Origin of the sequence: Streptococcus sp. 2342 (assembly GCF_013276795.1) — a bacterium.
Taxonomy (GTDB): Bacteria; Bacillota; Bacilli; order Lactobacillales; family Streptococcaceae; genus Streptococcus.
Map to the genome: position 1 here is coordinate 122022 of NZ_VMLR01000005.1, position 26001 is coordinate 148022.

Genomic DNA, 26001 nt, shown 5'->3' on the forward strand with positions numbered 1-26001 from the left:
CCTACCTCCTGTCCTTACTATGCAGCACAACCACATAGCCATCTGGGCAAGTCACTGACACTTCCCTATCTATATATTCGTTAGAAGCGTACACTTTTTTAAAGAAAAAATTTTCCTCTGTCAACTCATACTTAGCACCGAGAATAGTCAGCTGGCTATCCCGAACCGGCATAAAGGCAAGATAGTCGTAGTCTGAACGGGGATGTAGCTGACTGATCCCTTCTGGACAATAGGCAATCAAATTTTGCCCATCCTCAATTTCTATCTGGCGCATATAAGGCGCCAACTTGGGGTTGCTAGGAAGAAAAACATTGGCCAGCATATGGTCGATACGACCACCCAAAGCACCGAAAATAGTGACCACAGCCTGAGGATTTTTCTCAAAAATAGTCAAGAGAGCCAATTCCAGATCTGTATCATCCTTTTCTGGTCGGGCTTGGACAAAATGCTGAGCACGTTTTTGAATCACCTGTCGCTCTTCTGCAGTGACAGAATCAAAATCTCCAACCGCCAGAGCAAGAGGCAGATTTTCTTCCAAGACCCAGAGCGAGCCTCGATCCACACCGACAAAACTATCAAAGTCTGTCCGATAATGACCGCGATCTCCGCCTGCAAAAACGGCAACCCTAGTCCAGTTGTTTTCTGAGAGTTTGTACTCGCTCATTGACATCTCCCTTAAAGACATAGGAACCTGCTACAAAAACGGTCGCACCAGCTTCTTTGGCTAGAGCAATAGTTTGGTCATCAATCCCGCCATCCACTTCGATTTCAAAGTTCAAGCCTTTTTCATCACGAAGAGCAACCAACTCACGGACCTTATCCATGGTCTCTGGTAGAAAGGCTTGCCCACCAAAGCCTGGATTAACTGTCATGACTAAAACTTGGTCAACTAGATGAAGGACGTGCTTGATGGCTTCAACTGGTGTGCCAGGATTGATAACAACTGAAGGTTTGACCCCTAGAGAACGAATTTTTTGGAGGGCGCCATGGATATGGGGTGTTGCTTCTACATGGATACTGATGATATCTGCACCTGCGCGCGCAAAGTCTTCTAAGTGGTGTTCAGGATTCGCCACCATCAAGTGGCAGTCAAAGACCATCTTGCTATGAGGGCGAAGAGCTTCAACCACACCTGCACCAAAACTGATTTGTGGCACAAAGTGCCCATCCATGATATCGATATGGGCATATTCTGCCCCAGTTGCTTCTAGGCGTTTGATTTCACGTTCAAAGTTGGCATAATCTGCTGCCAGAATTGACGGAGCAATCTTGTATTGAGGCATAGGTTTCTCCTTATTTTGGAATTTTTTTGCTGACTTTTTTATAGGTTTCTCTGCGATTTTCAATCTCACTGAGGAATTGCAGGTAATTATCAAAACGGAAGGTTGCAATGGTACCCTCTTCAACAGCTGGCTTGACAGCACAAGACGGCTCATGGGTATGGGTACAAGTACGGAACTTACAATCTCTGCTAACACTAGCTATCTCTGGAAAGGCCTGATTGAGGTCTTCCGCCGTTGATACTTCGTAGTCCAAGGATGAAAATCCTGGTGTATCTGCGATTTTGCCCCCATTGAGGTTGTAAAAACTAACAGCTCGAGTGGTGTGGCGCCCGCGACCCAGACTGTCTGAGATTTCTCCTGTTTCAAGATTGAGGTCTGGTGCGATTTTATTGAGAAGGGTTGATTTTCCAACGCCCGTCTGCCCCATAAAGACTGTAATCTTACCTGTTAACAAAGGCAGGAGTTCCTCTTTACTGGTCACAAAGTCATAGCCGATGTCACCATAAGTCTGTTCATAAAAATCCAGTTCTCCTCTATCTTCCAACAAATCCATTTTGGAAATATAGACGATGGGATGGATGCCCTTATGCTCCAAAAGAACTAAGAACCGATCCAGCAAATTGCTGTTAAAATCAGGTTCCTTGACAGACATGATCACCACAGCTTGATCGATATTGACAATAGGCGGACGGACCAGACTGTTTTTCCGTTCGTGAATCTTGAGAATATAGCCTTCTGAATTTTCCTCGGCAGAGAAATCTACCCAGTCCCCAACATAGGGTGTATGGCCTTTTTTACGGAAATTTCCACGCGCGCGTGTTTGATAGACCTGACCATCACTCTCTACATAGTAGAACCCCGCCAAGGCTTTAATGATTTGTCCCTGCATCTTAGAGTCCTTGCCCTTTAAGTGCATCTGCTAGGCTGGCAAACTCTGCCAAGCTGAGAGCTTCCCCACGCACACTTGGTGACAAGCCTGCTTGGTCCAAAGCCTTAGTCAGCTTGTCCTTGACCTCTTCAGTCTTGCCAAAGTAACCTGTCAAGTTATTCCATAAGGTCTTGCGACGATGAGTGAAACTTGCCTTGGAAACCTTAAAGAAGAAGTTCTCGTCTTCTACTGCTACAGCTGGCTCTGGACGACGCACCATTTTCAAGATAGCCGAATCCACATTTGGCGCTGGCACAAAGACCGTACGAGGCACGATGAAGGCAACCTTGGCAGTCATGTAGTACTGCACCGCAATCGACAAGCTACCATAAGCCTTGGTATTCGGTTGAGCGGAGATGCGGTCTGCCACTTCTTTCTGCATCATAACCACAAACTCACTAAAAGGAATCCCACTCTCTATCAAGTACATGAGAATAGGCGTTGTGATGTAGTAAGGCAAATTAGCCACTACCTTGATTGGCAGGTCAGGATTTTTAAAATTCTGGATATGCTGCGCCAAGTCAACCTTGAGAATATCCTCGTTGACAACGGTCACATTATCAAAATCACGCAAGGTGTCTGCCAAAATCGGCACCAATCGGTGGTCAATTTCAAAGGCCATGACCTGAGCCGCACGCTCAGCCAGAAACTCCGTCAAGGCACCAATCCCTGGCCCGATTTCGATAACATTGACCTGGTCATCAATCTCAGCCGTATCCACGATTTTTTGAAGAATATTGGTATCCGTCAAGAAATTTTGCCCGAAGGACTTTTTAAAGGTAAAACCGTGACGCTCCAGCACTGCCTTGGTCACGCTATAATCTGCAATTCTCATCTATTCTCTTTTCTATTATCTGTTACTACTATTGTAACACATTCCCCTTGTATTTTGGGGCTGCTTAACCATTCTCATAAGATTTCATAGCTTCTTCCACTTCTGCCAAAGTAACCCCAAACAACTCTAAGCGCTTGAGTAATTGCTTGCCGTTAGAATAGCCAATTCGGAGAACCTCTCCCAGATATTCTCTGCGCTTACGGCTGTCTGCCCCTGCTAAAAAACCAAGGCGAATCAAGTCGCTACGACTGATATCAAACTGACTCTCATGTTCAAATTGTTCTGTCACCTGAGCTAGAGCCGTTTTCAAATCTTCATAGCTGGCATGCTCAATTCCCAGGGAACGTCCCTTGGTCTTGGACTTGGGAACAGCTTCATCTCGTTTGAGGAAGGCATGCTGAACTGTTGGAATGGCCGTCATAATCATGCGGCGAATCCGCTCCCCATTAAAATCTGGGTCTGTAAAAACAATGACCCCATGACGCTGGTGCAGGCGCTGAATCCGCTCTATATCCTGGTCATTGATGGCAGAACCTCGAGTCTCATAGGTCTCTACATCGAAATAGCGTTTGAGATTGGCCGTATCATCGCGCCCTTCGACCACGATAACTTGGGAAATTTTCTCTTTCATTACTTGCTGTCCAATCCAAAAATTCGTTCTGCATTTGCAGTTGTTACCGCCGCTAGCTCTTCTGCCGTCATCCCACGCAAGCCTGCGATAAAGTCCACCACATAGCGAGTATAGGCTGTTTTATTTTCGCGACCACGCTTGGGTACAGGTGCTAAGTAAGGCGCATCCGTCTCCACCAACATCTTGTCCAAAGGTAACTCTTTAGCTACTTCTTGGATGTCAGTTGCCTTCTTAAAAGTCACCACTCCTGAGAAGGAAATGGTCATGCCAAGCTCAACAAACTTCTCTGCCCATTCAAGAGTTCCTGAGAAAGAATGCATGATCCCACCTCGAGGACCAACGCCCTCGCTCTTAATAATCTCATAGGTATCTTCCAGCGCATCACGGGTGTGGACCACAAAAGGCAAATCCAAGTCCTTAGATAACTGAATCTGACGGCGAAAAACCTGCTCCTGCACCTCTTTGGGCGCTGTCATCCAATGGTAGTCCAATCCAATCTCACCCAAGGCAACTATCTTTGGATGCTTGAGCTTGTCAAGCAAGTAGGCTTCAATCTCCTCTGTGTAAGTCCCTGCTTCTGTCGGATGCCAACCGATAGTCGCATAGAGCTGGTCATACTCATCCACCAACTCCAAAGCACGCTCAATCGTCAGTTTATCAAAACCAACAATATTCATCTGTGTCACACCCATCTCAGCAGCCAAGGCAATTTCTTCTGCCTCACGACCTGCAAATTCTTCTACATTCAAGTGTGTATGTGTATCAAAAATCATCTCTTCTAACCTCGTTTTCTATCTTCTATTATACCAAAAAAGAGGAGGGGCACCCAATTTTTCGGTTTCCCTCCTCTCTTTAATAGAGCTATTCTGCTAGCTTTTCTATCCGATATTGCCCATCTTCTATTCCACAGTTAGAGACAGAAGAGACTGGCTAGATTGATAGAACATCCCTATTCATCTAATACTCTTCGAAAATCAAATTCAAACCGTGTCAACGTCGCCTTGCCGTACTCAAGTACAGCCTACGGCTAGTTTCCTAGTTTGCTCTTTGATTTTCATTGAGTATAAAGTATGTGATTATCTTGGGTTCTCTCTTCTCTCACCCATCACTAGGATTGATGACTTCTCCAAATCCCCCTTATAATCTAACTTTAAGTAGAGAATAGAATGTTCTAGCTGTCCTATTTTCTACGTCTAGCCTTTCTTCCTAGCAAAGCAAAACCACTTGTTGCCGCCACTAGACCAAGACTAGCAAGTGCTGCACTTGATGCTGAACCTGTGTTAGGTAATTGTTTGCCAGCAGGTGACTGGTAGGTAACATCTTGCATTGTTCCTGCAGTTGCTTGCGGTGCACTTGTTGCCTGAGGAGCAGCATTAGGAGCCACTGGTCTCTTAGGAACTGTAACCATGGCAATGGCTTGCACTCCAATCGTTTCTGCTTCCTTCACATCTTCCACAGTTTCCGCATTTTCAATTTCTTTGAGAGCTGCTTGTTTTTCTGCTTCCACTCTTGCTAAAAGTTCTGCTTTTTCTTTATCAGAAAGCGGTGCGCCTTTGATTTCATCCTGCTTGTCCTTGGCAGCTTTTTCAATGGCATTTTTAGCTGATTCTTTTTCAGTAGCTAATTGCTTAGAAGCTTGTGATTGAGCTGGGTTTTGTGAACCTGTATTAGCTTGTCCGCCTGCCTGGCTACCACCGCCTGCATTCGCATTAGCATCTGAGCTTCCAGTATTGCCTCCATTATCTCCACCTGGTGTAGTTTCTGGCTTATACTCTGGTGTAGCTTCTTGAGTTACAGATTCACCTTTCGCAGATTGTTGAACTGTATCTTTCCCTAGAATCGTCACTACTGAACCATCTGGGAATGTGATTGTTGCTGTACCATCTCCAGCTACATTGATTGTCGCTCCGTCTAATGCTGAACCATTTGCTTGTAAAATAGCAACCTTAACTTTTTCTTTTTCTTCATCTGTTAAATGAGTTATATCTTTTACATCTACTCTTTGAGCAGGCGCTTTAACAGTTGATTTTTCAGCAGTCAGTTTAGTGCTATCTTGTGCTTTTGGATCTTGTGCTACCAATTGATTTCCTGGAATTGTAATAGCTGAACCATCTTTAAAGACGATTGTCGCTGTGCCATCTCCAGCTACTTCAACTTTAACATCGCTTCCGAATCCATTTGCATCTACTACAGCTTTTTTAACAGCTTCTTTTTCTGCATCTGTTAATCTTGTAGCTTCTGCTACTTTTGTAGGGTTAGCTGGGATGATTACTTTTGTCTTCTCTGCGATTGTTGGTTGCTCTTGTGTTGAAGTTTCCTCTTTTTGAACTACTAGACTGGTTCCTGGAATTGTATTGACTGAACCATCTGAGTATGTCAATGTCGCTGTTCCGTCTTTAGATACCTTAACATCTGTAGCAGTTGGATTTGCTTGTTTCACTTTCGTAGCTACTGCAGCTTGTTCCTCAGGTGTTAAGCTATGAGCATTCCCGACTTCTGTAGTTGCTGGCACCACTGCTGGATTTTGCGTGGCTTGTGTTGCAGCTTCATTGTCAGTATCTTTGGCTACTACTAGACTGGTTCCTGGAATTGTGTTTACTGAACCATCTCCATATGTTAGCGTTGCTGTTCCATCTTTAGATACCTTAACATCTGTCGCCGCTGGATTTGCTTCTTTGACCTTAGCTGCTACAGTATCTTGCTCCGCCTGTGTCAAGTTGTGAGTATTTTCAACAGGTACAAAGTTTCCTGGAACTTGCGCTGGGTTCTTCTCTGCATCTGTCTGAACTTTTGGAGTTTCTTGTTTACTTCCTTTTTCAACAAGTTTATCCCCTGTTATTGTATCTACAGATTTATCTGGATAGGTGATGACTACTGTTCCATCAGGTCTTACTTCTACTGTAGTTCCTGCTGGGAAGTTGTTCGCTTCCTCAACCGCTTTTTTAACCGCAGCTTGTTCTCCTGGTGTTAACTTAGTAGTGTTTCCTACTTGTGTTTTTCCTGGAATAACTGGCTCGGTTCTTGACGCGATTGTTCCTGTCTCTTTGTTAGCTGGCGCTACTAATTTATCTTTAGAAATCGTATCGCTTGAACCATCTTTATATGTGATAACAGCTGTTCCATCTGGTTTTACTTCTACTGTTGTTCCATCTGGGAATGTGTTAGCTCCTTCGATGTTTTGACGAACTTGTTCTCTTTCTTCATCTGAAAGTTTTGCTGGATTTTCCACTTCCACTTTGTTTTCAGGAACTTTCGGATCGAATTTAGATGCAATAGAGCCATCTGGTTGAACTTCATTTATCTTATGAATACCAGCTTCTTTCGCCGCGTTGATTTCATCTTTAGATTGAGCTTTGTTGATGTCTTCAATCGCTTTGTCTTTGGCCTTATTGATTTCTTCGATAGCTTTGGCTTTCGCTTCGTCTGATAAATCTTTATTGTTCTTGATTTCGTTAATGCGTTTTTGAGCTTCTTCTAGTATTTCAGCTTTTGCTTTCGCTTTTTCTTCATCAAGGTTTGTTACATCTGGTTTCTTAACTTCTGCATCAGCTTTTGGATCATATTTTTCAATATTTTCTTTTGCTTGATCTGCAATTTGTTTAGCTGTTCCTGCTGATGATGCTTGGTCAATAGCTTTATTAGCATCTTCTTTGGCTTTATTGATTTCTTTTTCAGCTTTTTGTTTTTGATCTTCTGTTAAGTCTTTATTGTTCTTGATTTCTTCAAGTTTTTTCTTAGCAGCTTCTTCTACTTGTTTTTTAGCAGCTTCTTTCGCCTTAGCAAGATCATTATCTTTATCAGCTGTGCCTAAAGAATCAACTACTTCAACCGGTACTTTTACAGTTACTTTGCTACCATCCGCTAGGGTTACTTCCACCTCTGCTTCTTTAATTCCCGCTTCTGTTGTAGTTGGTTTAAAAGTGATTTTCGCTGTTAGTCCATCAGCTAGTGCTAATTGTTTTAGGATGTCTTCGTCAGTTAAGCCTTTACCTTTTTCTACAGTTACTTTTCCGGATACTAAAGCAGTTTGTAAGTCTAACTCTGGTTTGAAGATACTTGTTGATTGCCCTTTAGCAGTTTGTACTACTACATCTTCTTTCGGTAGATTTCCGTTTGGAGTCTCAACATTTCCTTGATCATCAACCTTGACATCGTCCTTGTTTAAGCCTGGATTTGCTTCAACAATAGCTTTCTTAACATCTTCTTTTTCTTTGTCTGTTAAGTTATTCGAATCTTTAACTCCTACAGGTGTGACAGGTTTCTTCAAAGCTGGTGTTACTACATCTTTTGCTGGTAAATTACCTTGTGGTGTTTCAACATTACCTTGACCATCAACCTTAACATCATCCTTGTTTAAGCCTGGATTTGCAGCTACAACAGCATCCTTAACAGCGTCTTTTTCTGCTTCTGTTAAGTTTTTAGGATCTTTAACTTCTACAGGTGTAACAGGTTTCTTCAAGGCTGGTGTTACAACTTCTCCTGCTAGTAAATTACCTCTTGGCGTTTCAACATTGCCTTGATCATCAACCTTGACATCGTCCTTGTTTAAGCCTGGATTTGCAGTTACAACAGCATCCTTAACAGCGTCTTTTTCTGCATCTGTTAAGTTATGGACATCTTTAACAGGGACAAGATTTGTCGGTTTTTTCAAGGCTGGTGTCACTACATCCTCTGCTGGTAAGTTGCCTTTTGGTGTTTCAACATTGCCTTGATCATCAACCTTAATATCTTTATCTGTTAAACCTGGATTATTTTTAATAATCTCTTCTACAATCTTAGATTTCTCTGGTTCTGTCAGTTTAGATGGGTTGACAACTTCAACTGGGGTTGTTGGTTTCTTCAAGGTAGAAGTTACTACATCTTTTGCTGGTAAGTTACCTTGTGGTGTTGTGACATTTCCTTGATCGTCAACTTTGACTTTATCTTCAGTTAAACCTGGATTTGCCTCTACAACAGCTTTCTTAACGGCTTCTTTTTCTTTAACTGTTAGGCTATTTGGATTTTCTACTTCAACAAGTTTATTTGGTTTATTTAAGACTGTTGTGACAACATCTTCTTTTGGTAGATTTCCTTTTGGAGTTTTAACATTTCCTTGGTTATCTACTGTAACATCACCTTTGTTTAAACCTGGATTTGCAGCTGCGACAGCATCCTTAATGTCCTCTTTTTCTTTTTCTGTTAAAGCATTAGGATTTCCAACTACAACTGGTGTTGTTGGTTTGTTCAGGGCTGGAGTTACTACATCTTTTGCAAGTAATTTATCACCATTCTTAGTTGTTACATTACCTTTGTCATCGACTGTAATATCATCTTTGTTTAGACCAGGATTTGCGTTGGCTACAGCTTCTTTCACTTTTTCCTTTTCATCATTTGTTAAATGATTTGGATCAGCTACTACGACTGGTGTCGCTGGTTTGTTTAATGCTTGAACAACAACTTTTTCTGCTTCCAAGTAACCTTTAGGAGAAGCTACATCTCCCTTATCACTCACATAGACTTCAGATTCTTCTAGTTGAGGGTTAGTCGCCACAATCGCTTTTTTAACAGCTTCTTTCTCTTCATCTGTTAAATGATTGACATCTGTAACCTTAACCTTTTCTTTTGGTGGAGTTAACTTTCTCTTAGCTGTTTCTGTAATATCTTGTGGAGTATGAACAGCAGCAATTTCTTGTCTACCTTTTTCTGTGGCTGACGCTATAGCTTCTGGTGAAGTTGCATTATTGATGTTTTCTTCGTGTTTTGCTTTCAGTTCATCAACTTGTTTCTTCAATGCTTCTTTTTCTTTTTTAGATAATGCATTGTCTTCATCAATTTCAGCTTTTTCAGCATCTGCAGCTTTTGTTAGGTCAGCTTTCGCTTTTTCCTGATCAGTTGCTTTTCTTACAGGTACTTCGATTTCATCTTTTGATCCGTCACCATAAGTAACTTCTACTACAACTACTTTCTTACCTTCATTTGCACCTGTTCCTTCCACAATTTCTCCATCATTTTTGACTTGTTTGTCTGTCGGTTGTGGTTGGTCTTTTGGTACTTCTACAGCATCTGTAATAGCTTTTTTATCTGCTTCTGCTACTTTAGGAGCGTTAGATGGGTCAACACTTACTGGAACTCCTCCTGCTTCAGTTACTGAATCTTTTACATTTGGAGTTGCTTGCTCAGCATTAGTTTTATGAACAGCATCAATTGCTTTCTTACCTGCTTCTGTTGCTTTCGCTACTTCATCAGTTGTTCCAGCTTTATCGATGTTAGACTCTGCAGCTTTCTTAGCTTCATCGACTTTTGCTTTTTCAGCTTTCTTCTGATCTTCTGTTAAGGTCTTGTCTGATTCGATTTCTGCTTTTTCTTTGTTAGCTGCTTCTGTTAAGTCAGATTTCGCTTGCTCTTTGGCTTTGTCTAACTCTGTTTGGTGAACTTCAGCAATTGCTTTCTTACCGTCTTCTGTTGCTTTTGTTACATCTTCTGGCGTTGTCGCTTTATCGATATTTTTTTCTTGTTCTTCCTTAACTTTATCAACTTTGTCTTTTTCAGTTTTCTTTTGATCTTCTGTTAAGTTTTTGTCTGCTTCAATTTCTGCTTTTTCTTTGTTAGCTGCTGCTGTTAAGTCAGATTTCGCTTGTTCTTTAGCTTTGTCTAATGCTTTTTCTGCTTCAGTTTTCGCTTCTACAGTCTTAGATGCAGGCAGTTCATTTTGTGATTTGTCAGAGTACGTTACAGTTACTTTCCCTGTATTGTCTACTGAAATTTGATCATCAGTTAAATTTGTGTTTGCTTTCTTAACTGCTGCTTTAACGGCTGCTTTTTCATCTTCTGATAAATTAGCAATATTATTAACTTTTACTTTTTCTGGATCATTTAGTGGAGATTTTGCAGCATCAGTTCCTTCTACTGGAACTTCAACTGTTCTTGTAATACCATCGTGAGTGACTGTTACTGGAACAACTGTCTTACCACCTTTTTCTGCAATTTTTCCATATTCTACAGTATAAGTAGCATCTAACTCTTTACCGTTTGCAGTTACTTTCTCTTTTACAGTCGGTTGGTCTTTTTCAGACAATGAGTCTCCTGCTTTTGGTACAACAGAGATTTTCGCTGCTCCATCTTTCACTGCTAAAGTGAAGTCTTCTGCTTTACCTGATAAAGCTAAACGCGCTTGTTTTAATGTATTAAGAGCATCATCCACTTCTGGTTGAGTAGCATCTTGCTTGTCATACACTTTTTGAGCATTTGCTAAAGCATCATCATAAGCTTTTTTCTTAGCGGCATCTGTCTCTTTAGCATAAGCTGGTGATTTTTTAACCGCATCATCTGTGTTCAAGTCAAGTTCTGCTTTCAAAGCATCTTTAGATACAGGAACAGCAACTTTTTCACCTGTAAGAGCTTCTATAGCTTTTGCTAAATTGTCAATTAAAGTAGCTACTTCTGATGTGCCAGCTGCATTTTCTGGCTCAGCTGTTGTTTTATCAGCTACTTTTGAAGCGGCATCTTTTGCTGTGTTAAAAGCATCTTTCTTATCTTGAGTTGCTGTATTATATTTTTCAGATCCTTTAACTTCTTTAGCTTTTTCTACTAATTTTTGTAGAGAATCCATCTTAGAATCTAAACCTTGAGCAATTGACACAATATTATCTACTTCAGCTTTGTTCCCTGCAGCATCAACTTGTGTTTTCAATTCTGCTTTTTGTGCAGCATTTAAGTGTTCAAGCGCATCAATTTTTGCTTTTGCTGTATCACGATACGCTTTTACTTCCGCATCCTTCACAATATCTTCCAATTGATCTCTTGTTGTTGCTGCATCAATTTGTTTCTTATACTCATCTCTTTGAGCATCTGTTAGACCAGGAACTTGATCAATTTTCTTCTTATACTCATCTTTTAAAGCATCAGTTTTAGCTTTTTCAGCATCATGAGTTTTTTTAGATTTTTGATTTAGCGCATCTTCAATTACTTTAGCAATTGCTTCCTGTGTAGTAGCATTTTGAATTTGTTCTTTATACTGAGCTGCTGTTGGTTTTTCTAAATATCCTGCTTGCCCACCATTTTTATCGATTTCATCAATGATCGCTTTTGCTTTTTCTTTTGTTTTTTCTAATGCTTTGTCTAAAATTTTATCAACAAGACCTTTTGTATGTTCAATAGGAGTAGCAGTTCCTTCAGTTGGGTCTGTCATTACTACTGCCGATACTTGATCTACTAGTTCTTTTTTCTCTGCTGTTGTTAAGTAAGGATTGTTATTAATTTTTTCCTTCACTTCACGTTTTTTAGTTTCTAATGCTTTCTCATTTTCACTATTTTTAGCAACAGCTTCTTCTACAACAGCATTGACACTTTCTTGAGTCGTTTTATCTTTTAATTTTTCTTTAAATTCTTGTTTTTCTTTTGGAGATAAATAATTTAAATTATCAATTGCCGCTTCAGCATCCTTTTTAGCTAAATCTAGCGCACTAGTTCCTTCTTTATAATAAAGGTCTGAAGTTGGGATAGTGTATACTCCAGAGTATCCTGCATCTCTTGATAACATGACAGTAGAACTGTTTGGTTTAAACCCTATATGTGTTCCTATATTTTTGGCATTTGCTGTATTATCATCATAGGCAAACCATTTATTTCCCTTGTCATCCTGAAGTATTCCACCCTCGAAATCAAGGTCGCTTTTACCACTGTGATACTGTAAATTCTCTACTCCGATTCCATTTGCTTTTAAAAATGATTTGATAGCTGCTTTCTTTTCTTCTTCAGTTATTTGATCCATATTTTTCACAGGTACTGGAGCAATGTCATACTCATATCCATTACCCTGTCTATGCGTGTTTGTTTCTGTCACTTTATAAACAAGCGATGTACCTGGAATAACATCTCTACTATTATCAGAATAAATAATTGTTGCTGTTCCATCATCATCTATAAGAATTGATTCTGTTTTGTCTTCACTTTTAAGGTTTTCTATTAATTTATTCTTCCCTGTTCTTGCTACTGAAGTTACATTTTCTTTATTTGCACTCCAAATTCTATCTCTAACAATATTTTTTTCTTTCTCTGTTAATTTATTTGGATTTCCTACTGTAGCACGAGTTGGTGTTGATGGTTCAAAAATTTCATTTAATTTATATAGACTTGGAACTGGTGCTAATACAGTTTTGTAATGTTGCATCATTCGAGCAATCCCAACCCTAAAACCTGCTCCAAATTCTAAAGTACTACGATCATTACCGAAAGTTGGATCGGCAACTTCATATACAGCTGTTATCGTAGCTCTTTCAATTCCTCCACGTTCCCAATCGACATACATCGTTTTTGTGTTTGTACGGAAGTTCTCATAAATAGCTTGTTCATATGGATCATCTGAGATTCTATCCCCAATATGGTACCAAAACTTATTCGCAAAACTTCCGCTATATTCTCGGTAAGATTCACCTGTTGTTTCATTATAAGATTCCCACTTAGTATCATTACCGTGGAAATCAGGTGTTGTATAAGCTCTATTGATGTCATCTTCTGTTTGGAAACGTGAATTAATCGAATTTGATAACGAACCGAATTTTTTATTTTTATTCCAGCTTTCCATTACATAAACTGGACGTCCATCATTTTTCTTTAATGTAATTTCTTTAGGTTCTTTTAATCCTATCGGTGTTGTAAACCAGAAACGTGGACGGTGTCCTCCAAATCCAGTTACACTACTTCCATCAGCTCCACCGTTATAAGTATAAGTTACTTTAACAATTGGATTTTCGCGAGTGTATTGTGACCAGTCTACATCGATTCCAATTTCTTTATCTACATTTACTTTTGATCCAATTTGAATACCGTCTGCACTTTCAGGAGTTTCTCCAGAATTAGAATATAACGATACAATACCGTCTTCGCCATTTAATTGTTTAAATGCCGCATCTACAATATTCGGATTTACAGCAGCCCCAACTAAAGATGCCCCTATCAAACACGACGCTGCTCCAAAACTAAACTTTCTAATCGAAAACTTTTCTACACGCTGCCACATTTGCTTAGAGCGTTTCTGAGTTCTCTTATACTTCATTCTTTGATCTCCATTTTTTATTTTTATTTCTTCTTATTCAAAAACTAATACACTATAATACAATTTTATTATAATATATCTACTTTAGGCAATAAGAATACACGTACATTATATCATAAAGTCCCCCCCCCCGTCCAATTTTAGCCTAATTTTTACTTTAATTAAAAATATATAGAAATTTACCCTATTTGCTATCGTTTTGTCACTAATCCCTTATACAGATTTATAAATTTTAATTGATTCTCATTCAAAAACATAAAATAAGTCATTCTAGGTATCTGAAGCCCTATCCCCCTCCACTTACTTCATCACAAAACAAAGAAAAGACCCTACCAGAACCAAAAGCGTCTGGTAAGGCCTTTTTCTGAAACCAGTCACTATGCTTATACTCAATGAAAATCAAAGAGCAAACTAGAAAGCTAGCCGCAGGCTGCTCAAAGCACTGCTTTGAGGTCGTAGATGAAACTGACGAAGTCAGTAACATACCTACGGCAAGGCGACGCTGACGTGGTTTGAATTTGATTTTCGAAGAGTATTAACTAAAAAGCATGACTAGCAATGTTATTGAATATGGTTAGCTAAATCTTCCTGAGCTTTTTTATTTGACTCAGCTTTTTCTTTTAGCCATTTATCATAGAGTTCCTGGTACTGTTTAGCAGTTACCGGCTCTTTTTGCAGTTCAACATATTTGTAGTTATCAGCATCTCCCTTATGACCAACGAATGAGAAGGCTCCTGTGAACGGTACAGTCTTACGGAAGATTGGATTAGCGCCACCACTTTGAACCGGTAGGAAGAGGGCGCTGTCAGTCAACCAAGCTTGGACTTCAGCAAATTTTTCATAACGAGCCTGAGTATTTTCAACTTCGCTATCTGCTTCATCTAGTAACTTTTTATAAGCAGAAAGTCCAATTTTTTCTTTTACTTCATTATCTTTTCCAGCAGTTAACCCAATATTATTAAGCTGTGAACCTGACTCTGGATCCAAGAGATCAAGATAAGTTTTCGGATCTGAGTAATCTCCGCTCCAACCTGAAATATCAATGTCATAGTCCTTTTGTTCAGCTGTATCTGCAAAGAATGTAGCTTGATCCTTCTCGTCTGGAGAAAGTTGAATTACGTCAATCACAACGTTGTCCGCCCCAAGGGTTTCTTCCACTGTCTGCTTAAAGGAACTTGCTTGTTGCACATCTAACTTGGCCGTCTGGTCAACCGGCATATCCAAATGAATTGGGAAGGTCACGCCTTCTGCTTGCAAGGTTTCTTTAGCTTTAGCAAATGCTGCCTTGGCTTTTTCAGCATTCAAAAAGGCAGGTTGTGCATCATTCAAATTGATATTCGACCACTCTGTACCATAGTTAATAATCTTTTCATTGACAACATCTCCAAAGTTTTTACCACCGATTTGGACAAAATCACTTGGGATAAGCGTGTTACGCAAGATACGGTCTGCTCCATCTTCACCATTTGTCTGCGCTGCATAAGCATGACGGTCAAAGGCAAAGTTGACAGCCTGACGGAAATTCTTATTTTGCATGGCTGCAAGTGAATCTGTCTTTTCTTTATCAGACTGTTTCATGGTCTGCTTGTAGCTTTGACGATTAACGTTAAAAAGATAATAGAAGGTAATTGAGTTTTGTGGTGTGTAGGTGATTTTGTCCTCATTCCCTTTTTTCAACTGATTAAACACTGAACTTGTCGGGAAGATACGACCGTCCGAGTAGTTCCCTTCCAAAAATCCTCTCGCTAAACTATCTTGATCAGAACCGTCAAAGAAAGAGAGCTTCACTTTCTCAATTTTTACATTGTCCTTATCCCAGTAATTAGGGTTTTTATCAAATTCAATCAAAGATTTTGATGAGAAAGATTTAAACAAGTAAGGACCATTTGACAAGATACTGGATGGTGTTACACTTCCAAAGTCATCTCCCTTAGATTTCAAAAAAGCTTCATTTACAGGACTCAAAATACCCCCAGTAGTCTTAGAATTCCAGTAAGATTCCGGCTTATTCAAAGTATATTGAAGAGTATAGTCATCCACTGCTTTAACACCAACAGTCTCAAAGTCAGATGTTTCCCCCTCAACGTACTCTGCGAGGCCCTTGATAGAGTCTTGAACCAAGTACAAGTTTTCAGCCTTTTTATCAGCTGCATACTTGAGACCTGTCACAAAGTCATGAGCCGTTACATCCGCATACTCTTCGCCCTCTGAAGTGTACCATTTCGCCCCCTGACGGATTTTATAAGTGTAGGTCAAACCATCTTTTGACACCGTCCATGACTCAGCCATAGACGGAATGAGATTACCATACTTATCATTTTCTAACAAGCCATCAATCAAGTTAGTCGTAATACTAGAAGTTGAACCACGTGTTGAAGTAATGTAGTCCAAGGTATCAGGATTACTAGTAAATACATAAGAGTAGGTTTTCTCAGCATTACTTGATTGGGAAGACCCACATGCCGCTAGAGCTAGACCTGCTGTCAAAGCCATAGCTCCAAAAAGCATAACTTTTGATTTCTTCATGATTATTCTCCATTTTTTACAGTATGTGAAATATTATACACCATTTGAGCAAAAATATAAAGCCTTTTTGAACTTTTTTACAAAAATAAAAATCAGTAGACTCGAGTTCCTACTGATTTTTGTTATGGTTCGTTTGGATTATGCAGCCAAAACTTTGCGTCCTTTACGACGACGAGCTGCCAATACGCGACGACCGTTTTTAGTTGACATACGGTTACGGAATCCGTGTTTGCGCGCACGACGAAGTTTACTTGGTTGATAAGTACGTTTCACGATGAATACCTCCTCATAGATTTTGTATTCGTTTAGCCGGCTATAAAGTGATCAGTTACTAAACATACTTTACTATTCTATCTGATTCTTTCACTTTTGTCAATAGCTCAAGGCAAATGTTTACTGCTTTTTGGCGCTTTTTCGAATGTAAGCCCTATCTACGATACTGTTTCAAGAAACGAGTCATCTTTTCTTGGATTTGGGCTAACTCATCAACACGAGGAAGGTAAACGATACGGAAGTGGTCTGGTTCCTTCCAGTTAAAGCCGCGACCATGAACCAATAGAACCTTTTCCTGCTTCAAGAAATCAAGGACAAACTGCTCATCATCATCGATACGGTACATATTGCGGTCGATTTTAGGGAAGATATAGAGTCCAGCCTTGGGTTTAACAGCAGAGAGACCTGGAATCTCTTTAATGGCATTATAAATGAAATTTCTTTGCTCGTAAATTCGTCCACCAGGAAGAAGCAATTCATCGACTGATTGGTGGCCACCCAAGGAAGTTTGTACGACTTGCTGGGCCAAAACGTTAGAGCAAAGACGCATATTGGACAGCATATTGAGCCCTTCGATATAGCCCTTGACATGAGTCTTAGGACCAGACAAGACCATCCAACCCACACGGAAACCAGCGATACGATGGGATTTTGACAGACCATTCATGCTAACACAGAAGACATCTGGTGCCAAGCTCGCCACAGGCGTATGCACATGTCCATCCATGACCATACGGTCATAGATTTCATCCGCAAAGATAATCAAATCGTTTTGACGGGCAGTCTCAATAATCTCCAACAAGAGTTCCTTAGGATAAAGGGCTCCAGTTGGGTTGTTTGGATTGATAAGGACGATTGCCTTGGTGTTGGAAGTGATTTTTGACTTGATATCGTCAATATCTGGGTACCATTCTGCAGCTTCATCACAGATATAGTGAACAGCATTTCCTCCAGCTAGACTGACAGCGGCCGTCCATAGAGGATAGTCTGGCATTGGCACTAAGACCTCATCCCCATTGTCCAAAAGCCCCTGCATGGACATGACAATCAGCTCACTGACACCATTTCCAAGGTAAATATCATCAATATCTACATTTGGGAATTTCTTCAATTGGCAATACTGCATGATGGCCTTACGGGCTGAGAAAATCCCTTTTGAGTCAGAATACCCTTCACTATCACGCGCATTCATAATCAAGTCATGAATGACCTCGTCTGGCGCTGTAAAGCCAAATTCTGCTGGATTTCCTGTATTCAGACGTAAAATCTTTTCTCCGTTTGCTCGCATCCGCATGGCTTCTTCCAAAACAGGACCACGGATATCATAAGCAACATGCTCTAACTTACTAGACTTGTTATATTCTTTCATCTTGTTTCCTCAATTCATCGAGATAGTAACATTATACCACTAGAAAGACAATGCGACAAGTTTACTGAAATGTGTTACTAAAATCCTACAGAAGAAAAACCTCACTAAAAGCGAGGTCAAGACAGGGGAAATAGCAGGAATTTTGCCAAAGACAGATCACATACCAAAAGATAAACCTAGAAAAAGCAAGCCTAAAAAGGAGTCATAAAGAAGATTGAACATGAGGAAAAGCCCCCATATCGTCAAGTAATCCCAACGCCCACTTCGTTTTGCAACCAGGAATAAAATTAGATGGTAGAGTACATGAAAGACTAAAAATCCGATAAACCCTGGATAAAGAAACGGTACCAGACTCTCTAATTGCCAGATCATAATCACTTCTACCAAGACTGAAACTAGGATAATTCCATAATAAAGGAAATTTGATTTTTGAAAAGAGTTTTTCATCATTCTCCCTCCCTTCACTTGTTTCCTGCTATCCTTTCTTTTATTTTATCATATATTATATAGATTTTAAGCACTAACATTCTTTTGAAAAATACTTTTTTTGCTTTACTTCTATAGTGAAAAGGTTTACAATAATAGTAAGAAAATTTCAGGAGGTTTCATTATGGCACAACGTTACCAAAATATTATGGTCGCAATCGATGGTTCTAAGGAAGCGGACTTGGCTTTTATCAAGGGAGTTCATTCTGCTCTACGAAACAACGCTAAACTCACCATCGCCCATGTCATTGACACACGCGCTCTCCAAAGCGTATCCACCTTTGATGCTGAAGTTTACGAACAACTCCAAGTCGACGCTGAAAGTCTGATGAAAGAGTACGAAAAGCGTGCTAAAGATGCTGGTGTGGCAGATGTTCATATCGTCATTGAAATGGGAAATCCAAAGACCCTACTGACACGTACTATTCCCGATGCTGAAGAAGTGGACCTCATCCTCGTTGGCGCAACTGGTCTCAACGCCTTTGAACGCCTCTTGGTCGGTTCTTCATCTGAATACATTCTCCGCCATGCTAAGGTCGATTTGCTGGTTGTGAGAGAACAAGAAAAAACTTTGTAATCACGAAGAAAAGGAGCCCCTAGCTCCTTTTTGTTTACTATTTATACTCTTCGAAAATCTCTTCAAACCACGTCAACTTCCATCTGCAACCTCAAAAACATGTTTTGAGCAGCCTGCGGCTAGTTTCCTAGTTTGCTCTTTGATTTTCATTGAGTATTATTTCTCTCTTTATGGCGTTCGTAAGCCTTGAGCTGACGCTGCAGTTCCTTTTTAATAGCAGGTTCTGGGGCATATTTTTCTTCCCAATCATCTGGTTTTAAGATTTTGTGGGTCACTGGATCAAAATGAGCCTTGCCATCTGGAAAAATTTTCCCCATATTAGCCTGATGGACAATGTCAAAAATACGTTCTGGGTCCACCCCCATCAAGACAAAACTACCGTAGGTGAAGTAAAGTGTGTCAATCAAGGCATCCACTTGCCCTATCAAATCTTGCTGAGCAGGTGTCTTCTTGGCTACTTTATCTGCTGCCTTATCAAGAGCTTGATGAAGTTGCGATACAGCTTGACCAAAATCCTCTTCAGAAGGACTAGCAGCTCGAACAAACTCCACCAATTCTTCTATTTTAAAGCCAGCCCTATGGGTTGCACCTTCTAAATCCCAAGCTCGAGGTTCTTCTTGGGTCCGTTCATCCATCATGTGATGGAAGGTCTTGACCTTATTGAAATGATAGTCACGGCTGACAAAGACTTTTTCTGAGGCCAGAACACCAAAATGTTCCAAGGCCTTGTGGATTCCGTCTTGTTGATTGCTAGTGGTAATGTGCTTGGCAACTTCCTTGACACTGCTACTACCATTTCCCATAGCGACCGACATACCGACACCCGCCAGCATTTCTAGGTCGTTATCTGAGTCACCAAAGGCCATGACTTGGTTAAGATCAAAACCATATTCTTTCCCAACTCGTCTAATGCCTTCCAATTTAGAGTTTCCTTGATTGATAACATCCGCTGCAAAAGGATTGCTACGTGTCAATTTCAAGTCTTCAAAATCAGCTGCCGCCTTCTCAGACTCTTCTGGCGTCATCAGCATCAAAACTTGGTAGATAGGCTGATTCATCAGATGAAGCAGGTCTTCTTCCTTTTGGGGAACAACCTTGCTGACCATTCGATTAAAAGACTGACTCACTGTCCGAGTTAAAACAGAGGGAACGAAGCGACTGATTCGTTGGGAAAAAGTTCCCAGACCAAAAGACATGATTTTGGAACCTAACATGGCATCCTTAGTCCCTAGGGCAATCTCCTTGCCCTCTTTTTTAGCATACGTAATGAGATGGCGCAAATGTAACTTGGAAATTGGGCTCGTGAACAAGACTCTGTCTTTAGTAAAGATATACTGGCCATTGTAGGTTACCGCAAAATCCAGATCCAAATCGTCCATCAATTCCTTAACAAAAAAAGGTCCTCGCCCTGTCGCTACGCCGACTAGTACCCCTTGTTCTTTGACAATCTTAATCGCGTCCTTAGTGGATTTCAAAACACTCTTGCGATCGTTGACCAAGGTTCCATCGATATCAAAAAAAACAGCTTTGACTTCCATCCTATCCCAATCTCCCCTTTTGTGATACAATGATTATACCACATTTCAGAAAGAGTGAGTAAATCATGCCTAAGAAAATCCTTGTTTTACATACAGGTGGGACTATTTCCATGCAGGCCGATGCTTCTGGCGCTGTTGTGACGAGTTCAGATAATCCCATGAACCATGTGTCCAATCCCCTCGAAGGAATCCAAGTCCACGCCTTGGACTTTTTTAACCTGCCAAGCCCCCATATCAAGCCCAAGCATATGCTGGCCCTCTACAAAAAAATCAAAGAGGAAGCAGATAACTACGATGGAGTGGTAATCACACACGGAACCGATACTTTGGAAGAAACAGCCTATTTCCTTGATACCATGGAAGTTCCCCATATCCCCATCGTTCTAACAGGAGCCATGCGTAGCTCCAATGAACTCGGCAGTGACGGTGTTTATAACTATCTGAGTGCTTTACGGGTGGCTAGCGATGACAAGGCTGCTGACAAAGGAGTTTTGGTCGTTATGAACGATGAAATCCACGCTGCCAAGTATGTCACCAAAACACATACGACTAACGTCAGCACCTTCCAGACTCCAACGCACGGGCCCCTCGGTCTCATCATGAAACAGGAAATCCTCTACTTCAAAACAGCTGAACCTCGTGTTCGCTTTGACCTTGATCACATACAAGGTTTAGTCCCTATCATCTCGGCCTATGCTGGTATGACAGATGAGCTGATTGATATGCTGGATTTAGAACACTTGGACGGTTTGATTATCCAAGCCTTCGGAGCTGGTAATATTCCCAAAGAAACAGCTCAAAAATTAGAAAGCCTTCTGCAAAAAGGAATCCCAGTCGCTCTGGTTTCCCGATGCTTTAACGGTATTGCTGAGCCTGTTTATGCCTACCAGGGTGGAGGCGTGCAGTTGCAAAAGGCAGGTGTCTTCTTTGTCAAAGAACTCAATGCCCAAAAAGCCCGCTTGAAACTCCTCATCGCCCTCAATGCCGGACTAACAGGACAGGCTTTGAAAGACTATATGGAAGGCTAATACTCTTCGAAAATCTCTTCAAACCACGTCAGCTTCCATCTGCAACCTCAAAGCAGTGTGTTGCGCAGCCTTTAACCAACCGCCTAGTCCGCTCTGTGGTATTCATTACTCAACATCTCTTGTTTAAGAGCACAAAATCAGGAAATCTTCACGATTCCCTGATTTTTTTCTATTTCCGTTTTCGTGTTGAACGACGTTCTGTCAAACCATGAGGCAAGAGAACTTCACGTTCTTCCAACTCTTCCTTGTGCATAATCTTAGTCAACATACGCATACTAATGGCACCAAGGTCATAAAGAGGTTGGGCGATAGTGGTCAAGTTTGGACGGGTAAAGCGTGCAATTTGCGAATCATCACTAGTAATGATCTCAAATTCTTCTGGTACTGACACACCTTTATCAGCCAAACCATTCAAGACTCCTGCTGCCAACTCATCACCTGTCACAACTGCTGCAGTTGCATTTGATGAAATCAAACGCTCTGCTAAGGCGTAACCATCATCATAACTATATTTAGATTCAAATACCAAACCCTCACTATAAGCGATTCCTGCTTTTTTCAAGGCTTCCTTGTAGCCAACTAAACGAACCTTACCATTGATGTCATCCACTAGCGGACCGCTAACGAAAGCAATACGTTCATTTTCTTTAGCAAGGTAACTCACTGCATCAATCGTTGCTTGCTTATAATCAATATTGACACTTGGAAGCTGATGTTCTACATCCACAGTTCCTGCGAGAACAATCGGAGTACGTGAACGCGAAAATTCTGAGCGAATTTTATCTGTCAAGTGATAACCCATAAAGATAATGCCATCTACCTGCTTTGAAAAGAGGGTATTAACAACAGAAACTTCTTTCTCGTTATCTTCATCGCTATTAGCTAGGACAATATTGTACTTGTACATTTCTGCAATATCATCAATCCCCTTGGCCAAACTCGAAAAATAACCATTGGTAATATTTGGAATCACGACACCGACAGTGGTTGTCTTTTTACTTGCAAGACCACGCGCAACTGCATTTGGACGATAATCCAAACGATCAATTACCTCTAGCACTTTTTTACGGGTATTCTCTTTTACATTTTTATTGCCATTGACCACACGGCTGACCGTCGCCATGGAAACTCCAGCTTCACGGGCGACATCATAAATCGTTACTGTATCATCTGTATTCATTCCATTTCCTTTCTATATCATACCTCACGAGACTCCAAAAAAAGAGACGGTATGAAAATTTCGTTTTCATGATTCTACTTATTCCATTTTATCACTATTTGTAAACACTTTCAAGTATTTTTTGAAGATTGTTTGAAAAAAATTTCATAGAAAGCTATGTTTATGAAGAAAAAATTACCTTTTCTTGATTTTTAATCCTATTTGCTGTATGATAAGGGAAAAGAAAGGGGGAAGAAATATGGCTTTTACCAATACCCACATGCGGTCTGCTAGCTTTGGCATTGTTACCAGTTTGCCTGATGACGTTATTGACTCTTTTTGGTATATCATCGACCACTTCTTAAAAAATGTCTTTGAATTGGAGGAGGAACTCGAGTTTCAATTGCTTAATAACCAAGGAAAAATTACCTTCCACTTTTCAAGTCAACATCTCCCTACAGCTATTGATTTTGACTTTAACCACCCTTTCGACCCTCTTTATCCCCCGAGAGTCCTAGTTTTAGATATGGACGGTAGAGAGACTATCCTCCTCCCAGAAGAAAATGACCTATTTTAAAAACTCTAGCCTTCAGTTGCAAGTGACTGAAAACTAGAGTTTTTTCTATTTTTTCAAAGCATTATACAAGTTACGGACAGGTTGCTTTAATGTCGGATGGATAAAATGAGGCGCAATTTCCTGTAAGGATTCAAGGACAAAAAGGCGTTCCGCTATGTAAGGATGAGGCAAGATGAGGTCGTCTGTATAAAGAATCTGATCCTCTACAAAGAGCAAGTCCAAATCAATCAAACGAGGTCCCCAATGTACTTCTCTCACCCGTCCCATCTCTGACTCAATGGCTAACAAGCTCTCTAATAGAACTGGGGCGAGCAACCAGGTTTCTACTTCAACCACTTGATTAGCAAAGCTATCCTGCTCCACACCACCCCAAGGCTCCGTCGCCAAGACACTGGACTCTTTGAGAATATGGATACCTCGATTTCGCATTTTCTCAATGGCTTGTTTCAAGTTTGCTTGTTTATCTCCCATATTGCTTCCTAGGGCGATAAAGGCTCGTTGCTTGCGGCGATGAATGGTTACCGAGCAAGTATCTAGTGGCAAATGCACTGGCGCCCAAGGTTTTTTCAGTTCCAGCTTTATTTCTTGGACAAGAGGATAGGCCTCAAAAGTACGTTCTACCAGTTTGTAGGCTACCGTTTCAATCAAGTCCTCAGTGGTTTCCTGAAACCAAGTCGTCCACTGCTGACACAGTTCTCCATAATGGACAGAAGCCGTTAAATCCAAGTCTGTCGCCGCCTTGGTCATATCATAGGATAGGATTGCGGAAATAACAAACTTCTGCCCCAATTCTTTCTCACTAGGAAAAAGACCATGGTAGGCAAAAATTTCCAAATCTTTAATCTGCAGTTGATCCATAATGATTCCTTTCTAGAAAAATCCGCCCAAAGCGGATTCTTTTTATAGTCCCATTAAACGATAAGCCTGATCTCGGAGGTCCTTATCTGTTTCAAATAGACCACGAGCTACTGTCGTCAAGGTTGCAGTGCCTGGTTTTCTGACACCACGCATACTCATACACATATGTTCTGCCTCAATGACAACAAAGGCTCCCTTAGCTCCTAGATAGTCCATCAAGGCATCGGCCACTTCGATATTCAATCGTTCTTGGATTTGTGGCTTTTTCGAATAAACTTCAACCGTACGGGCAAGTTTGGACAAACCTGCCACACGACCATCTGGAATGTAGGCTATGTGTGCTCTACCATAAAATGGCAAGAAGTGGTGTTCACACATGGTATGGAAAAAGATATCCTTTTCTACCACCATATTATCGTCAATAATCTCAAAGGATTTTGACAAATGTTCCTCCGCTGTTTGACCAAGACCTGAAAAAATCTCTTGGTACATACGAGCGACACGAGCAGGTGTTTCCTGCAAGCCCTCGCGATTAACGTCTTCTCCTACAGCCTCGATAATCATTTTTACAGCTGCTTCAATCTTTTGTGTATCCATTCTCGTTTTTCCTCTCCATCAGATAGGCTCTCACTTGGCTCGAGAAATACAAGGAACCTGTGACAATCCTAACTGTTTTTTTCTCTTCTTTTTTATCTGTCAATTTCTGCTCTAGAAAATCCTGCCAACCTTGGTAGTTGAGATTTCTAGACTTAGCCGCCTCTTCCAGCACGCTTTCATCAGTCGCCCGACTATCGTCAAAATGTGTTAGAGTTAGCTCGGTATCTGGCATGGCCCCCAGCAAGTCCAACATATCCTCCAAGGCCTTGGTTTTGATGCAAGTAAAGAGGATTTCCTTACGATAATCCGCAAAGCGTTCTTGCAAGGTTGCCAATAAGGCCTTGATCGCATGGGGATTGTGGGCTCCATCCAAAATCATCAGGGGGTCTCTCGACACAACTTCCAAACGCCCTGGCCAACTTGTTTCTTCCAAGGCTTGACCAAGCAGGTCATTGCTTGCTAGCTCTCGACCATGTTCTTGACAAAAAGTATCAAGTAAAGCTATGGCCATCCCAGCATTCTCTATCTGGTGCAAGCCAAGCAGGCCAGTTTGGAAGCGACCTTGCCTGACAACACTTGTATAGTCAAAGACTTCGCCTGTAACCACACTCTTTTGATGGCTGACCTGATAATCTGTCCCGTAGGCAAGTCTCGGCGCATCTTTCCCTTCCGCAATGCGGTCAATCACAGCCAAAGCTTCTGGAGCGATACGACCTGTTATCAAGGGAATACCTTGTTTGATAATACCAGCTTTCTGCTCTGCTATGGCTTCCAAGGTATCACCAAGTAGGGCCACATGGTCCAAGCCAATAGTCGTAATTCCTGTCAAAATGGGCTGACAGACATTGGTACTATCTAAAAGTCCACCCATACCGACTTCCATGATAGCCACTTCTACTTGCTCTGCGGCAAAGTAGTCATAGGCCAGGGCTGTGATAATCTCAAACTCGGTTGTACCCTGTAAATTGGCGACCGCTTCTCCCTCCAGCAAAGACTGATAGTCTGCCATGAGGGCTTCTAGCCTAGCCTCTGGAATGGATTCCCCATTGATGCTAATCTGGTCTGTGTAATGAATGAGATAGGGCGAGCTGAACACCCCAACTCTCAGCCCTAGCTTTTCCAGCATATTCTTCAAAAAAGCAATGGTCGAACCCTTGCCGTTAGTCCCTCCGATATGGATGACCTTGAGTTTGAGATGGGGATTTCCACGCAAGGCTAACAGTTCCACCATTCGTTCCAAGCCAAAATGCGGTTGATCCGTCCGGTAGTTAGCAATCCACTGATTGTTTTCAATTTCTTTCAT

Annotated in this window: 19 protein-coding genes and 1 pseudogene; 3 read left to right on the plus strand and 17 right to left on the minus strand. The window is 41.0% G+C overall.

The genetic code is table 11. From position 1 onward, the window contains the following. Position 1: 1 nt before the first annotated feature. The 12 genes and pseudogenes from HT689_RS07195 to HT689_RS07245 form a co-directional block, all read right to left on the minus strand. Entirely contained in the window at positions 2-664 is a 663-nt protein-coding gene (locus tag HT689_RS07195; RefSeq protein ID WP_173226024.1) for a thiamine diphosphokinase, read from the minus strand. Next, positions 627-1283 (minus strand): ribulose-phosphate 3-epimerase, encoded by a 657-nt coding sequence (rpe, locus tag HT689_RS07200; RefSeq protein WP_173226022.1) that lies wholly within the window; start codon positions 1281-1283, stop codon positions 627-629. The genes HT689_RS07195 and rpe overlap by 38 nt, the downstream gene beginning before the upstream one ends. Before the next feature lie 10 nt (positions 1284-1293). Continuing rightward, positions 1294-2172, minus strand: coding sequence for a ribosome small subunit-dependent GTPase A (gene rsgA / locus HT689_RS07205; protein WP_173226171.1), 879 nt, complete (start codon positions 2170-2172; stop codon positions 1294-1296). Between the two features lies 1 nt (position 2173). Further along, positions 2174-3046, minus strand: coding sequence for a 16S rRNA (adenine(1518)-N(6)/adenine(1519)-N(6))-dimethyltransferase RsmA (gene rsmA, locus HT689_RS07210; protein WP_173226020.1), 873 nt, complete (start codon positions 3044-3046; stop codon positions 2174-2176). Positions 3047-3110: 64 nt separating this feature from the next. Further along, positions 3111-3677 carry a ribonuclease M5 gene (rnmV, locus tag HT689_RS07215; protein WP_173226018.1) on the minus strand — a complete coding sequence of 189 codons (567 nt, stop codon included), beginning with the start codon at positions 3675-3677 and terminating at the stop codon, positions 3111-3113. Beyond that, positions 3677-4450 carry a TatD family hydrolase gene (locus HT689_RS07220; protein ID WP_173226016.1) on the minus strand — a complete coding sequence of 258 codons (774 nt, stop codon included), beginning with the start codon at positions 4448-4450 and terminating at the stop codon, positions 3677-3679. Before HT689_RS07220 ends, rnmV begins: the two co-directional genes overlap by 1 nt. 407 nt (positions 4451-4857) lie before the next feature. Beyond that, entirely contained in the window at positions 4858-6027 is a 1170-nt protein-coding gene (locus HT689_RS09970; protein WP_345789529.1) for a DUF1542 domain-containing protein, read from the minus strand. Further along, positions 6010-13710: pseudogene (locus HT689_RS07225) on the minus strand (DUF1542 domain-containing protein); the annotation flags it as partial. The pseudogene HT689_RS07225 and the gene HT689_RS09970, both read right to left, overlap by 18 nt. Before the next feature lie 561 nt (positions 13711-14271). After that, positions 14272-16236 (minus strand): peptide ABC transporter substrate-binding protein, encoded by a 1965-nt coding sequence (locus tag HT689_RS07230; protein WP_173226013.1) that lies wholly within the window; start codon positions 16234-16236, stop codon positions 14272-14274. 138 nt (positions 16237-16374) lie between these two features. Further along, positions 16375-16509, minus strand: coding sequence for a 50S ribosomal protein L34 (gene rpmH, locus HT689_RS07235; protein ID WP_000831905.1), 135 nt, complete (start codon positions 16507-16509; stop codon positions 16375-16377). Positions 16510-16663: 154 nt separating this feature from the next. Beyond that, positions 16664-17878, minus strand: a complete 1215-nt coding sequence (locus tag HT689_RS07240) for a pyridoxal phosphate-dependent aminotransferase (RefSeq protein ID WP_173226011.1) — start codon at positions 17876-17878, stop codon at positions 16664-16666. A 156-nt stretch (positions 17879-18034) separates the two neighbouring features. Next, complete coding sequence (locus HT689_RS07245; protein ID WP_173226009.1) at positions 18035-18328, minus strand: hypothetical protein; 294 nt, start codon at positions 18326-18328, stop codon at positions 18035-18037. Between the two features lie 160 nt (positions 18329-18488). On the opposite strand from HT689_RS07245, the gene HT689_RS07250 reads away from it, so the two are divergent. Further along, complete coding sequence (locus HT689_RS07250) at positions 18489-18941, plus strand: universal stress protein (RefSeq protein WP_173280910.1); 453 nt, start codon at positions 18489-18491, stop codon at positions 18939-18941. Positions 18942-19087: 146 nt separating this feature from the next. On the opposite strand, the gene HT689_RS07255 is transcribed toward HT689_RS07250, so the two are convergent. After that, a complete protein-coding gene (locus HT689_RS07255; protein ID WP_173226005.1) occupies positions 19088-20479 on the minus strand; it encodes a Cof-type HAD-IIB family hydrolase in 1392 nt (463 codons plus the stop codon). A gap of 65 nt (positions 20480-20544) precedes the next feature. On the opposite strand from HT689_RS07255, the gene HT689_RS07260 reads away from it, so the two are divergent. Beyond that, a complete protein-coding gene (locus tag HT689_RS07260; protein WP_173226003.1) occupies positions 20545-21507 on the plus strand; it encodes an asparaginase in 963 nt (320 codons plus the stop codon). Between the two features lie 169 nt (positions 21508-21676). Here HT689_RS07260 and ccpA read toward each other — a convergent pair whose 3' ends face one another. Beyond that, entirely contained in the window at positions 21677-22687 is a 1011-nt protein-coding gene (gene ccpA / locus HT689_RS07265; protein ID WP_173226001.1) for a catabolite control protein A, read from the minus strand. Between the two features lie 238 nt (positions 22688-22925). Between ccpA and HT689_RS07270 the strand changes: the two genes are divergently transcribed. After that, positions 22926-23243 (plus strand): DUF960 domain-containing protein, encoded by a 318-nt coding sequence (locus tag HT689_RS07270; RefSeq protein ID WP_000886035.1) that lies wholly within the window; start codon positions 22926-22928, stop codon positions 23241-23243. A gap of 45 nt (positions 23244-23288) precedes the next feature. Here the strand turns inward: HT689_RS07270 and folK are convergent, their stop codons facing one another. Genes folK through HT689_RS07285 form a run of 3 tightly spaced genes read right to left on the minus strand, consistent with a single transcriptional unit; the run spans position 23289 to position 26001 of the window. Beyond that, positions 23289-24101: a 2-amino-4-hydroxy-6-hydroxymethyldihydropteridine diphosphokinase gene (folK, locus tag HT689_RS07275; RefSeq protein WP_173225999.1), complete on the minus strand. Its 813-nt coding sequence runs from the start codon at positions 24099-24101 to the stop codon at positions 23289-23291. A 42-nt stretch (positions 24102-24143) separates the two neighbouring features. Beyond that, complete coding sequence (folE, locus tag HT689_RS07280) at positions 24144-24698, minus strand: GTP cyclohydrolase I FolE (protein ID WP_000380921.1); 555 nt, start codon at positions 24696-24698, stop codon at positions 24144-24146. Then, positions 24679-26001 (minus strand): folylpolyglutamate synthase/dihydrofolate synthase family protein, encoded by a 1323-nt coding sequence (locus HT689_RS07285; RefSeq protein ID WP_173225997.1) that lies wholly within the window; start codon positions 25999-26001, stop codon positions 24679-24681. Before HT689_RS07285 ends, folE begins: the two co-directional genes overlap by 20 nt.

What these genes read in the sequence shown, in the direction of transcription:
- HT689_RS07245 (WP_173226009.1), bottom strand. Translation starts at nt 18,328, where the DNA reads ATGATGAAAAACTCTTTTCAAAAATCAAATTTCCTTTATTATGGAATT.
- rpe (WP_173226022.1), bottom strand. Translation starts at nt 1,283, where the DNA reads ATGCCTCAATACAAGATTGCTCCGTCAATTCTGGCAGCAGATTATGCC.
- folK (WP_173225999.1), bottom strand. Translation starts at nt 24,101, where the DNA reads ATGGATCAACTGCAGATTAAAGATTTGGAAATTTTTGCCTACCATGGT.
- HT689_RS07220 (WP_173226016.1), bottom strand. Translation starts at nt 4,450, where the DNA reads ATGATTTTTGATACACATACACACTTGAATGTAGAAGAATTTGCAGGT.
- HT689_RS07250 (WP_173280910.1), top strand. Translation starts at nt 18,489, where the DNA reads ATGGCACAACGTTACCAAAATATTATGGTCGCAATCGATGGTTCTAAG.
- HT689_RS07240 (WP_173226011.1), bottom strand. Translation starts at nt 17,878, where the DNA reads ATGAAAGAATATAACAAGTCTAGTAAGTTAGAGCATGTTGCTTATGAT.
- HT689_RS07195 (WP_173226024.1), bottom strand. Translation starts at nt 664, where the DNA reads ATGAGCGAGTACAAACTCTCAGAAAACAACTGGACTAGGGTTGCCGTT.
- HT689_RS07270 (WP_000886035.1), top strand. Translation starts at nt 22,926, where the DNA reads ATGGCTTTTACCAATACCCACATGCGGTCTGCTAGCTTTGGCATTGTT.
- HT689_RS07285 (WP_173225997.1), bottom strand. Translation starts at nt 26,001, where the DNA reads ATGAAAGAAATTGAAAACAATCAGTGGATTGCTAACTACCGGACGGAT.
- HT689_RS07230 (WP_173226013.1), bottom strand. Translation starts at nt 16,236, where the DNA reads ATGAAGAAATCAAAAGTTATGCTTTTTGGAGCTATGGCTTTGACAGCA.
- ccpA (WP_173226001.1), bottom strand. Translation starts at nt 22,687, where the DNA reads ATGAATACAGATGATACAGTAACGATTTATGATGTCGCCCGTGAAGCT.
- HT689_RS07260 (WP_173226003.1), top strand. Translation starts at nt 20,545, where the DNA reads ATGCCTAAGAAAATCCTTGTTTTACATACAGGTGGGACTATTTCCATG.
- rsgA (WP_173226171.1), bottom strand. Translation starts at nt 2,172, where the DNA reads ATGCAGGGACAAATCATTAAAGCCTTGGCGGGGTTCTACTATGTAGAG.
- rsmA (WP_173226020.1), bottom strand. Translation starts at nt 3,046, where the DNA reads ATGAGAATTGCAGATTATAGCGTGACCAAGGCAGTGCTGGAGCGTCAC.
- rnmV (WP_173226018.1), bottom strand. Translation starts at nt 3,677, where the DNA reads ATGAAAGAGAAAATTTCCCAAGTTATCGTGGTCGAAGGGCGCGATGAT.
- HT689_RS07255 (WP_173226005.1), bottom strand. Translation starts at nt 20,479, where the DNA reads ATGGAAGTCAAAGCTGTTTTTTTTGATATCGATGGAACCTTGGTCAAC.
- folE (WP_000380921.1), bottom strand. Translation starts at nt 24,698, where the DNA reads ATGGATACACAAAAGATTGAAGCAGCTGTAAAAATGATTATCGAGGCT.